The following is a 12,021-nucleotide window of genomic DNA, read 5'->3' as shown; positions in this document are numbered from 1 at the left end:
TCGAGCACCCTCGTGCCGTGGTGGGGGGCGACCGTTCGTGTCGTCCGATCCGCCTGGCTCTCCCCGTTGAGGGACGCGCACTACCCGCTCGTGGGTTCTGGCGTCGCGTCCTGTCCCAGCCTAATCACCAAAACCACGAGCACGGCAGGGCAGTCCACCCCACCAATGCTGTCCATTACGTCACGCCCCGCCCCGGAGCGATCCGCGTACATCAATCCGCGACGGACAAATACCCCAACATCCGACACTCCACCCCGAATTCGCCCGATGCCCGGGGCTCAGTCCATCCGCCGGGCAGCACCCAACAATCCGGTCTCGGCGTCGGTGGCCTGCGTCATCACGTACTGCCGGTCACGATCACCGCACCACAACGTCACCCCGTCGGCGAGCGTCGGCAGCGAATCCACATCCCCGCGAGGCAACCCCAGCGACCGCCCGATCTGCACCGCCTCGTCCGGCGACACCCGCTGCACCCCCACAAGCCGTGCCTGCCGCATCAGCCGGGGCGCCACCGGACTCAGATAGGGCAGCACCGTCAGCACGGACTGCCAGGGCCCGGACACGACCCGCCCCCGAGGCGGCCGCATCCCGCAGTCCCGCACGACCAGCACCGGACTCCCGGCCGATGCCCCCTGTGGCGGCACCCGCCCCACGTCATGCACGGACATCGCACTCTGCCCGACCCCCAACGCCTGAACCAACTGCCCCCACGCCCCGGCCCGCCCGGTCTCCACCGCCACCCGAGCCCCGGTCGCAGCCGCCCGCAACGCGATCACCTGCACCGTCCACAGCCCGCCGATGAACACCATGTCGTACGGAGTCGGGCGATTGACCCCCAGCACGGCGGGCCGCCCGTCGGCGTCGACACCTATGACGACACCGTCGTCCCCGATGGGCAGGGCCAGCTCGGAGAGTGCCTGCAACGGGAGGGCATGCCGCGGATGCCGCGGGCCGATCAGGCCGAACCCTGAACGGACCTGCTGACGGACCCGGGCCGCCACGGAAGGCTCAGGCTCTCCGGGGCGCGTGGACGTCGTGGGTGCGGTCATCGGCCCGTACCCCCGAGCGGCAATGTGGCGAGTGTCGCCGGCAGTTGCTCGCGGTCGAGCCGTACCAGGCTCGTCCGGGCCTGGCGCGCCACATGCTCCAACGCCCGGCGGGCCGCCACGAGTTCTGTGTCCCCGCGCCCCGTCACGCGCATGTGTCCGCAGAGCGATGCCTCCCCACGGGCGTCGAGCCGCAGCGTCAGACTGAAAGTGGTCGCCAACGCGGGAACTGCGGTGAGCGAGGCCACGAGTTGGGGAAGGTGCTGTCCGCCTGAGCCGCCCAGATGAGGCCAGCGCCGTATCCAATACGTCGTGTGCCTGCGATTGTCGCAGCGCCACGACTGCGCCGACTCCTCGGTCCGACGCTCCGGGACATCCGCGCGTCCGGCCTGCGCTGTCACCAGGGGGTTGGCGCACGCAGAGGTGGCGATGGCCGAGACCAGCTCCTCCTCGTCGAGCACAGTGACTCGAAATCCGTCTCCGATGAGGCGACTTGCCAGCTGATCGACTGCGCGTACGACGCACTTCTGAGCCCCGACGAGTCCACCCCCGCGGGCCGTGACAGCTTCCGGGCACAGCTCTGGATCCAGCTTCAGCGCGATCCATGTGATCCGCACCGCCGGGGCCCCGGTCTGAGCCTGCAACGGAGCGTAATTGCTGACGGCGACGGACTGTTGGGGCAGATGCAGTGCGGGTGCGGGTTGGGTGTGCAGCACGATCTGCGCGGATTCGAGTCGGATGCCGTCGACCTCGAGCACGTCTCCCACGAGCCCGACGGGGAGCGGGCGTTGACCCCGCTCGGCACGCAAGGAAGTCGACTCCGACTCGACTTGCAGAACCGCCGTCACAAAGGTGCCGTCCCCGACGATGCCGACGGAGCGGCGATCCTTGTCGCCGTACGTGTACGTCCGAAGGGAAGGGTCGCATTCCACGGCGGGAGCGAGCCCCGGCTCTGTGCCTGGTCGCACCGGAGTGCTCGCGGCCCGTCTCTGTCTCGCGCGAAGCGCGCGGGTGGTGCCGAGCCAGTCCGGCAGGGAACGGCCGCGTCGACGTACGACCGTCAGCAGGACCAGCACGCCGGCGACCAACGATGCGGGAATGAGCAGGAGTTGATCGATGGCCCACGCACACAGCATGAGTGCGGCTGCGACCTCGATCAGGACAAGCTGTTGCAAGCGGAACGAACTGAACTGATGGGCACGCAAACGGAGATGAACCGCGGTGTGGCCGCTGACTGCGGCCGGGGCACCCCCAGATCCAGGATGAGGTTGCGCGGGCCCGGAGGGACGGGTGCGGGCGCGCGCACTTGTCCGCGTCCTGTCCCGCGTGGCGGAAGACATCACTCCAAACCCCCCGTACCGTCCGAATCCCCTTGATGAGCACGGCACTTGCGGATCCGGGAACCCTACCCAGTGCACACGCTCGATCACTCACCCTGCATAGTAGGGGTCGGGTCTGACAATCGAGGACGGGGGTTCGCGCCCTGTCGGGCGGTGGGGGAGAAGCAGGCGTTCATGGCATCACGGCGGGACGAACTCAACGCGTACACCTTTGCGAAGAAGCGGACGCTGGCGGCATTCCTGCAGCCTTCCCCCACAGGTTCCGAAGAGGGCGCGCCACGACCACTGCGCGCATTCCTGCCGAGCGTGATCGTCGCGGTCCTCGTCCTCGCGGGCTTTGGGGCATGGGGGATGTTCCAGCCCAAGGCTCCCCCCGAGTGGGATGTGCCCGGCACCCGGGTGATCGTCGGCAAGGACTCGACGACGCGCTACGTCGTCCTCAAGACCGGCAAGAAGTCACGGTTGCACCCCGTCCTCAACCTGGCCTCGGCCCGTCTGCTGATGAACGGAGCCGAATACAAGGTCATCCAGGTGAGTGACGGCATCCTCGATGCCGGTAAGCCTCCGAGGGGTCCCATCGTCGGCATTCCCTACGCCCCGGACCGTCTCCCGACACCCGACGAGGCGGGCAAGGCCAAGCGCTGGGCGGTCTGTGAGCAGCCGGGCTCCGGCGGCCGCACCGCTCAGGAAGCCACATTCGTCCTGGCCGACCGTGAGAGGGACAGGGTCGACAACGGCCAGCGGCTCGTGAGGGGGGAGGTGCTGTACGTCAAGACGCGCGCCGGGGCACGATATCTGGTGAGCGCCTCAGGCATGGCCTACTCCGTCAGCGGCACCGAGGGCGATCACCTGACGGGCGCGCTCGTGGGCCGTACGACGAAGCCTCAACTCGTGACCAAGGAGTGGCTGGCCACACTCCACCCGGGCAGTTCGATCCGGTTCCCCCGCATGCCTGCCGGCGTGGGGGAACCGGCCGGAGTCCAGGGCCAGTTGTCGGCCGAGGAGAACCGGGTCGGCATGGTCCTCAAGGCGGAGACCGGCCGCGGCACCGAGCACTTCGTGGTGCTGCCCGGCAAGGTCCAGCCGATCACCGAGTTCACCGCATGGCTCCTGATCACCTCACCCCAAACGGCCGAGCTGAACATGAACGGCGAAGCCCGCACCGTCGGCCTCCAGGACTTCGTGGCCGCCAAGGGCCGCCTTGACGGAGAGGCCGAGGACTGGCCGAGCCGGCGTGCCGTTCAGGTCAACGCAGGCGACAACGGTGCAGGGCGGGACACCGTGTGCAACGTACTGCGCGACGTGGACGACAAGGGCGGCACGACACTGAGCACGTGGGCGGGCACGCGATACCCGGCCGACATCGGCACCGGCGGCACGAGTACGTATGTGACGCCTGGAACAGGACTGCTCTACACGCAGGTTCGCGGCGAGCAGGCCAAGTCGGGCTCGCTCTTCCTCGTCACGGACACCGGCCTGCGCTATGCCGTGCAGGCCAACGGCGACAGCGACAGCGAGAAGTCCGACATCGGATCGGACGGCAAGCCGCGGACATCGGACGGCAGCCCTGAACCCAGCGAGGCCCAGGTCAAACTCGGCTACAAGAACGTCAGGCCGGCCAAGGTCCCCTTGCCCTGGTCCGATTTCCTGGCCAAGGGACCGCGCCTCGACACCAACAGCGCCCGCCAGCCCCAGGGTTCCTGATTCCCACCGGTCGACGAGGCCCGATGCCCCCGACGGAGAGGACCGAGGTAGAGGTGGCGCTGACAAAGACAGCCGTACTGATCGGGGTGGGCGTGCTCGCAGGCATGGGCGCGGCCACTCCCTCGGCGGCCGCCCACGACACCCCTTTCCGTACCGAGGAACGCGTGCGGCTCGACGGCAGCGGAGCGTGCAAGACGCCCGCCGACCAGATCAAGGGCCGCCCCTGGCCGCTCCAGCGTGTCCTGCTCGACGAACTGTGGCAGGACGGGGAGAAGGGCCGAGGCGTCAAGGTAGCGGTGATCGACACCGGTGTGGACGACAAGAACCCGCAGCTCGCGGACGCGGTGGACGCCGGCGCGGGGCGCGACTACCTGACCAAGGGCAAGGGGGCGGACCCGACGAACGACGAGGTGGGCCATGGCACCAAGGTCGCGGGAATCATCGCGGCCCGCCCCCACAAGGGAACAGGTTTTGTCGGCATCGCGCCCGACTCCACCATCATTCCCATCCGCCAGAACGACGCCCAGAACACCGGAAACTCGGAGACGATGGCGCGGGCCATCGACCACGCGGTCGCCAAGGGCGCCGACGTCATCAACATCTCGCAGGACACGACGAAACCCCTGTCTCGTACTTCGGCCTTGGCCAAAGCGGTACGTGATGCCCTCGAGGCCGAGGTCGTGGTGGTCGCATCCGCGGGCAACGACGGCTTGGACGGCAAGGTGAAGGACACCTACCCGGCGGCCTTCGACGGCGTCCTGGCCGTGGCTTCCTCCGACCGGAACAACGAGCGCGCCGCCTTCTCGCAGTCCGGTCCCTTCGTCGACGTAGCCGCCCCTGGTGTGGACGTCGTCTCCACGGTCCCTGGACGCGGCCAGTGCGCGGACAACGGCACCAGCTTCTCGGCTCCCTTCGTATCGGGCGTGGCGGCCCTGCTGAAGGCCCGCCACCCCGACTGGACCCCGGCCCAGATCGCCACCCGGATCGAGCAGACAGCGGAACGCTCCATCAACGGCCACGACGATTTCGTCGGCTGGGGAGTGATCGACCCCGTCCGAGCCGTCACCGGTTCCGATCTCGCCCATCCCCCGTCGTCGCCGACACCGGACCCGGGTTTGTCGAAGGCTCCGGCTCCTGACACGAAGCCCTTCTCTCTCGCCGAGACGCCCCAGGAGCGGACCGAGCGGTACGCGATGTACGCCATCGGCATCACCGTGGTCGTCGTCGCGGTGATCGCAGGGACAGCAACCGCCCTCCGTGACGCCCGTCGCAGAAGAAGGCAGGAATCGCATCACGTCATTCGTACCGGCGAAACCGAAGAGCGTCGTGAAGTCCGGTCCAGGGAGCCTTCTCGTTTCTCTGGAATCGAATGATCTCTCCGCGAGTAGGGCATGGCCGGATATCGGTGTCGTGAGGACGGTACGAGGTCACAACTGTCCCGTATTCAGGCGTCAGTTGAGCATCTGAAGTGACTAGAGTGGCGTACAGCATCCCAGGTTGATGCTGCACGGGGGCGGCGCGGTGTTGCGACTCGCATGGTGGTCCACGCGAGGTCTGACGCGACCCTTGCCCGCCGGAGCTGTCCGGGCCTCGGCCCGGGGCCGGAGAGAGCAGCGGGTACCGCTGCTGCCAGCACATGAGGAGGGCAAGAGCGATGAGCGTCGATTACAGCAATGACGACCTGACCAAACTGGCCGACAAGATCCGCAACTTCCATATGGACGTGAGTAAGCGGGTCACTTCGCTGAACTCGGTCGTGGACCTGATTCAGGCGGGTTGGCAGGGTGCGGCGGGCAAGGAGTTCGACACCCTGCAGCGAGGTGTGAACCAGCATCTGAAGAAGCTTCAGGACAATCTCGTCGACCTGGAAGACGTCATGCGGATGAGCGTCAAGGGCTTTGACAGTCACGAGCAGGAGCGCATCGCCCAGATCCGCAAGGTGGACAACTCGTACGACGTACCGAGCAAGATCGTCGACCACGCCTGAGTCCGCACGGCCAGAAGTCAGGGAGTACAGAAATGTCTGTCAACTTCGACCGCACAGCGGTCAACTACGACACCGTCACCATGGCGGCGACCGACGTTCGCAACAACGCCAGGTCGATGGGGGAGGGGCTCGAGACCCTCATGCGTGAGGTCGCCCGAGTCGCCGAGACCTGGGAGGGCGAAGCCAAGACGGCGTACGGCGACATCCAGCGGCAGAGCAGCGCCGAAATGGATGGCCTGGTGCGGAAGCTCGAACGCATCGCGCAGCTCCTCGACGAGTCGGTCGTCGGCTACAAGGACACGGACAAGGGCAACGCCTGGCGCTTCCGCATGCTGAGCTGACGGCTGGGCGAGGGCGTGCGATGCGCTCGATGCATGTGAGCGAGGGGGAGCGGGGCGTGCTGAACGAGTCCCGGGTCCCCCTCGTTTCACAACTGGCCCAGCAACTGCGCGAAGTTCACCCGGCAGTGTCAGCGTCGTCTGCCGGCATCCCGCCGTTCCGCGGAGTCGGCTCCAGATCGAACTCCCCGTCCCGCGCCCCGAGCACAAAGGCACTCCACTCCGCCTCGGTGTACCGCAGCACGGTCTCCGGATCGAGGGACGACCGCATCGCGACGGCACCCTCCGGCAGATAGGCGATCTCGACCCGCTCCTCGGCCTCTTCGGTACCAGGCGCGCTGTGCCACTCAACCCCCGAGATATCAAGGGCGTAGAGCTCGTCCTTCTCCCGCTCCTTGCGCGCCTTGACGTCCTCGTCCCGTGCATCGGCCATGACGAAACGGCCCCTTCCAGACGTGCGAACCTGCCGTTGGCTCAGCCTACTTGGAGGGTCGGGGTGCGCGGGGGCGCAACGGCTTCGGTGAAGCGTCATGTTGTTGTGCCCACGACAGCCATGCCCTGGTTGGATTGATTCGCTGCCGCCGGGGGAGCGATCCAACTCAATCCTGAGGGCTCTTCTGGTTGCCCGGGGCTCGTGGGGCTTTGCAGTTGAGCGTTTTCACCGTTGACTTCATGTACGAGTCCATGAATTTCTCAATACTGGGTCGCAGGCTGGTATCGGTGGTCGAAGCGCGAGGCAGCTGCACGCTGAGGGTGAAGTGAGATGCCGTAGAGATTTTGCAAGGCACCGTCGAGATGGCCCCATTGTTGCCCACCACCGTCTCGTGTTCCGACTTCACGCGGCGCGCCTCTGAAATATTACTGACGGACTGCGGTGAGGTTGCATACTCCATTGGGTCGATCCGATCTGGCGACCAAGAGAACCTGAAGCGCACGGCAGCGTCGTCGTCAACCAAGAGAACGCAAGGCGCAGTCTCGGACCTTTGGGGGTTTAGGCGGTTATATTCCGTCACCTTCCCCAAAGGTTTCAATAGTGGACGTGTGAGATCTGGATTAATGCGGGTTCCGCAGATCTCTTGAGGGATTACGTTGTCGGATTTTGAGGGTCCGCTGCAGGAAGTCACAGCTCCGAGCGAGGCAGCCAGGAGAGTGAAAATCATGGTGGACTTTGTCCGGCTGATCAGATTCACTTCCTCCCTCCCGAGTTTCCCGCAGCAGTCGAGGCCCCTGCATCCGCCGATTTATCAATCATGTCTTTAGCGGTGAAAGCGAAATCTTTCTCATCTGGGTGTACCTTGGTCCACTCTTCGGCGAGAGCCATGAGTTGATTGGTCCGTTTCTCGTGGGCCTGGATGGATTCATTGGCCTCCTGCTTTTCGATTCTGGCCTGTTCGTCTTGAAGCCATTTCTCTGTCACATAATCAAACCCCTGCTGTACTTCCCCGCTTCCGATGGGTAGATAGCTAATTCCCTGGTCGACGATCCACTTCCCCTTAAACTCTGCGGTTTTAGGGCCGTCATCACCCTGGGACTGCGCTTCCTCCAGGAATCCGACGGTGCGTCCGGCCCTGATGAGTGACTCATTTGGATCCGGCGAATCCTTTTGGTGGATGTTCGAGACAATAGCTTGATTGATTCCTCGGTTCAGTTCTACATATGAGTCCTCGTCTTTGGATACTTGCTTCACTACCTCGAACAGTTGATCCTGAGGAATCGGTGACTCTTTATGGTCTACGCTGCTTGCGGCTTCGTGAACAGTTGCCCCGTGGTTGGCGAGGATCTTCGACATCGGCTCCCGCAATGAGGATGGGAAGTCGTCCCCCTTTTCGGCCAGGTGCCCAATCGATGACTTGAAAACTGCGTTGTTGTCCTTTGAGTGTTTGACGAACTCTCCATTCTCGTCAGACGGGGAAATTCCAGTGGCGGCTGCCTGTAGTGCGGCCCCGAACCCGGCTCGATCATCGGCGTCCAAGGCTGGTGTGTAGGTCGAAGCCTTTGCACCCTCGTGCACCCTGTCGATGACCTGCCAATCCCGGTGGTCGCCGTCACTGACCCCCATCAGATACTGCATACGACTGTCCGAGTTGAGGTAGGCTGCGGCGGTCTTTGGATCATGGCTCATGACGCCGAGAAGGCCATCAAGTGGATCGTTCGCAAACCAGCCAGCGTGCTTGCCGCTGTACTCGCCCTTGAGGTCCCAGATGTCGGGATCTCCCTTCTCGGCCTTGATGATGTCGTCGCCGACATCTTTGAGGAACTGTGGCGAGTATCCATCCCCTTTCTCCATGAGAGTGACAAGCGATTGATAGCCATGGACCTTGTCGAGGCGTGCGCCATGGAAATCTGTCTCGTATCGACTCACGCCAGATTTCTGCATGTCGGCGCGCCATTCCTTGTACCAACTGGACTTGGTGTCCTGAGTCGCCCTTGCAAGGGTATCGGCCAGTCCGGACTCGATTGAGGCGTAGTCAAGACCGTGCTTGGGATCCTTTACATGAGCAAGGTCGTTGAGTCTGTTCGTCAGGGTGATCGTCCCGCTGGCCCCAAGGCTGTCGAGTAGCGTCCGGCTGAAGACCTCATTCCCGCTGTTCTGGCGAAAGATTTGCTTCAGTGCTGCCATTTCGCGGGCAGAAGGCTGGTCACCGTTGTTGATTCGAGTGATGATCTCTCCCGCCTTCTCCGCCTCGTGCTCTGCTTCGTAGTCCTTGATCTTCTTCCTGGCTTGGGCGTTGAACCCGTTGAGCGTGCCGTCGCCCAGGTCGGAATCAATGACGACTGCCTCGAGGGAGAGTTTGACCCCGGCGTCGGCTTCGTCGACCGCCTCAATTGTCTTGTGGATGTGCGTGGTCCATGAGGCTTCGAGTTGGGGGAGTCCGGGATCGTTGCGGGCGGCGCTGGCCTCGCTGTCACTGGCCTTTTTGTAGTCGAAGCGGCAAACCCCCTGATCGGATACCGCCATGCCTGCTTCGATGGCCTCTGTGCGTGCCTTCTTGAGCGCGCCCTTCAACTCGACGAACTGGGTGTGCGCGTCACGCAGCAGCGAGGCGACCGCTTTCGCTTCCGTCTGCGCTGCTTGAATCTCCTTGAGGGTGATGTCGAAACGCTCGTTCGCTGCCCGGGCACTCAGCCCCTGCCACCCGGGGCCACCCAGGGAGATCCCGTGGACATCCTTCTTGTACTGGCCCTCCAGCGTCTTGAACGAGTCCGCCATGTCGTCCCACTTCTTGGCTGCCGCCGTGAGTGCCGACAGGTCGGTGGTCATGATCTCGTGGTAGCTGGGCATGGCTCTGGTTCCTTCTCCTCAGTGACTCTCAGAGCCTCAGGTGATCTTCTTGATTTCGGACTCTCGCAGGATCTGAGAGCGGATACCCAGTTCATTGTGCTGGAAGCTGGTAGACGTATCTCGCAAGGCAGAGCTTTCGGCGGCGAGCCGTTTTTTCAGTGATCTGACCTGTGTGCCCCACGCTTTGTGGGCCTTGTGGAGAGCTGCCGAGGTCAACCATCCGTCGCCGTCTTTGGGTTTGAAAGCCTTCACAGCGGCCGCTGTCTCCTCGTCGGCAACGTCGCCGGCCTTCTGCGTGTCTCTGAGGAGATGCTCATCAATGGCGTTGGCGGCCTTTTTCTTCTCTGCCGGACTCGAAGCGAAGTCTGCTCCGCCTGCAGTGCCTGCAGTCCCGCCGCCATTTTGAGACGCTCCGCTGTTCAACTGCATGCTGGTGTCAGGACGAGCTGCGGCTTTGCTCCGTGCCTGACCCCACTCATCTTCGAACGACATAGTCCCTCTATTGACCGTGGTGCCACTGGGTGGGAGGAGGGGTCTCTTAATGGATCCCGCTCATGCGGGTGGCTCCGAATCTCGCGGACCACCGTGTGCGGAGCCGTAGGTTGACCCCCGAGTCGGCTCAATTGGCGGGTAGTGCTGCGCCTGTTGCTGCGGGTGCGGATGGACGGTCACCGGAGGCTGGGGCGCAACCCCCCGGCGACGCGATCGGGCAAGTGGGATTGCGACCGCTGTGCCAAGAATGGCGGCTGCGCCTAGTCCCAAGGCGACCCAGAGAGTGGTGTTGTCGTCGTCCTTCGCGGCCGGTGCTGTAGTGGCCGGCTCGTCGTCCCTCTTGTCGCTCCCCGTGGAGCCGCTGGGATCAGATGCCGCGGGGGAAGGGGACTTGGCAGTTGCTGCCAGATCCGGGAGGGGATACTCGTCGGCAGGGCCGGGGTCGCCCGGGTTCTTCAAGGCGACGCGGGGGCGGACAGCGCCGTAGCCGACAGAGTCGTCGCGGCTCCAGCCGTCTGCGTTCCCCTGCATCGTGTTGATCATGACCCGTAGAACTTGGTTGTTCGTCCAGTTCGGGTGCTTGGACCAGATGAGGGCGGCCGAGGCGGAGGCGATGGCTGTGCTGTTGCTCGTGCCGTGACTTTTACAGAGTTCGGTTCCGCCAGCGCATGCATGCCACATGTTGTCCCCTGGCGCAACGACATCGACTTGAGGACCCCATTGGGACTCACTGGTCCGCTCAGCCTTATCGTTGATCGCACCGACTCCTACGACCCCGGGGGTTGCTGCCGGGTATTCCACGTCGTTGCCCTTGGTGGCGCTGTTCCCGACGGCAGCAAACACGAGCTTTCCCTTGCGGAGCGCGTACTTGACCGCAGCGCTGAGTTCAGGTGTGTTCACATTCGAGGTTCCACGGTGGTTTGAACTGCCCATAGAGATATTGAGGATCTGGGCATCCGATTCAGCGGCGTAGCGGATGGCACGTGCCATGCCGCGTGAGTACGCGGACAAGTGATCGGCTTGGCCGAAACTCTCGGTGCCGTAGCGCACTCGGATGGGCAGGATCTTGGCGTCTCGGGCCAGACCGAAGGAACCTGCGTTCTCTCCCCGAGCCCCTGTTCCCGCGATGAGTGCTGCGGTGCCCGTACCGTGGTTCGCTCGGTCGCTGTTCTCATCACCCGGAAGGTCCGAGTAGTCCTTCCCACTCAGAACTTGGCCCCGTAGATCAGCGACCGTGTTATCGACTCCGGAGTCGATAACAGCGACTGTCACGCCGCGGCCGGTGCTGGTCTTCCACATCTCTTCGGCATGCATGGCGTCGAGGTGCCACTGCCTGGAGCGAACGGTATCGGCATGAGCCGGAGTCGCCGCGACGCTCGTCATGAGAAGGCCCAGGGTCGCTGACAGCGCGACCTTGGAGCGGGCGATGCTCTTCCTGGGGGTGGGCATCTGCGTTCCTTGTCAGGTCAGTCGACGACTGGCGGGACGATACGGCTGTGGTCAGGCTGCCATGTCTCTTCTTCTTCGGAGAGGTTGTTCGACCGGCCGGACCGGCTGTCGTCGCGGCGAGAGGTGTTGCTCTGGCCGCCTTGCGGGGCGGTAGCGGGGCGTCCTACCGGTGCTGAGCGTGTCGAGTCGCCTGCGGCGGTACCACGTACCAGCCCTGCACCGCCCGGAGTGAAGGGGCGTCCGCCTACACGGCCCGGTTGGTGGGGTTGCCGACCGATCGTTTCGCTGGGTTCCCCGGTGAGACGGCGGCCGCCGACAACGCCTGTACGACCGGGCCCCGGCCCGCCAGTTCCAGGACCGATTCCCGGGCTGCTCGACGGAC

10 protein-coding genes are annotated in these 12,021 nt (G+C 64.4%); 4 read left to right on the top strand and 6 right to left on the bottom strand.

Annotated features, from left to right (window positions below; translation table 11 throughout):
• Positions 1-278: 278 nt before the first annotated feature.
• Entirely contained in the window at positions 279-1,049 is a 771-nt protein-coding gene (locus ACFWZ2_RS30880; protein WP_384551234.1) for a hypothetical protein, read from the bottom strand.
• Positions 1,046-2,386 (bottom strand): type VII secretion protein EccE, encoded by a 1,341-nt coding sequence (gene eccE / locus ACFWZ2_RS30875; protein WP_384551232.1) that lies wholly within the window; start codon positions 2,384-2,386, stop codon positions 1,046-1,048. Before eccE ends, ACFWZ2_RS30880 begins: the two co-directional genes overlap by 4 nt.
• Positions 2,387-2,560: 174 nt before the next feature.
• On the opposite strand from eccE, the gene eccB reads away from it, so the two are divergent.
• From eccB to ACFWZ2_RS30855, 4 genes are all read left to right on the top strand, one after another.
• Positions 2,561-4,090 (top strand): type VII secretion protein EccB, encoded by a 1,530-nt coding sequence (eccB, locus tag ACFWZ2_RS30870; protein WP_384551230.1) that lies wholly within the window; start codon positions 2,561-2,563, stop codon positions 4,088-4,090.
• Between the two features lie 23 nt (positions 4,091-4,113).
• On the top strand, positions 4,114-5,463 hold the full coding sequence (gene mycP / locus ACFWZ2_RS30865) for a type VII secretion-associated serine protease mycosin (RefSeq protein WP_384551228.1): 1,350 nt from the start codon (positions 4,114-4,116) through the stop codon (positions 5,461-5,463).
• Positions 5,464-5,744: 281 nt separating this feature from the next.
• The gene (locus tag ACFWZ2_RS30860; protein WP_384551226.1) at positions 5,745-6,077 is read left to right on the top strand and encodes a WXG100 family type VII secretion target; all 333 of its coding nucleotides are present in this window, start codon (positions 5,745-5,747) and stop codon (positions 6,075-6,077) included.
• Between the two features lie 32 nt (positions 6,078-6,109).
• Positions 6,110-6,418 (top strand): WXG100 family type VII secretion target, encoded by a 309-nt coding sequence (locus tag ACFWZ2_RS30855; protein ID WP_384551224.1) that lies wholly within the window; start codon positions 6,110-6,112, stop codon positions 6,416-6,418.
• A gap of 115 nt (positions 6,419-6,533) precedes the next feature.
• Here the strand turns inward: ACFWZ2_RS30855 and ACFWZ2_RS30850 are convergent, their stop codons facing one another.
• From ACFWZ2_RS30850 to mycP (ACFWZ2_RS30835), 4 genes are all read right to left on the bottom strand, one after another.
• Complete coding sequence (locus tag ACFWZ2_RS30850) at positions 6,534-6,848, bottom strand: DUF397 domain-containing protein (RefSeq protein ID WP_384551222.1); 315 nt, start codon at positions 6,846-6,848, stop codon at positions 6,534-6,536.
• 753 nt (positions 6,849-7,601) lie between these two features.
• Entirely contained in the window at positions 7,602-9,698 is a 2,097-nt protein-coding gene (locus ACFWZ2_RS30845) for a hypothetical protein (RefSeq protein WP_384551220.1), read from the bottom strand.
• Between the two features lie 36 nt (positions 9,699-9,734).
• Positions 9,735-10,190, bottom strand: coding sequence for a hypothetical protein (locus ACFWZ2_RS30840; RefSeq protein ID WP_384551218.1), 456 nt, complete (start codon positions 10,188-10,190; stop codon positions 9,735-9,737).
• A gap of 60 nt (positions 10,191-10,250) precedes the next feature.
• Positions 10,251-11,639, bottom strand: coding sequence for a type VII secretion-associated serine protease mycosin (gene mycP / locus ACFWZ2_RS30835; RefSeq protein ID WP_384551216.1), 1,389 nt, complete (start codon positions 11,637-11,639; stop codon positions 10,251-10,253).
• Positions 11,640-12,021: the final 382 nt, after the last annotated feature.

The organism is Streptomyces sp. NPDC059002, from assembly GCF_042740435.1.
Taxonomy (GTDB): Bacteria; Actinomycetota; Actinomycetes; order Streptomycetales; family Streptomycetaceae; genus Streptomyces.
Note: the sequence above shows the minus strand (reverse complement) of the source record. Positions and strands in the feature narration are given on the sequence as shown.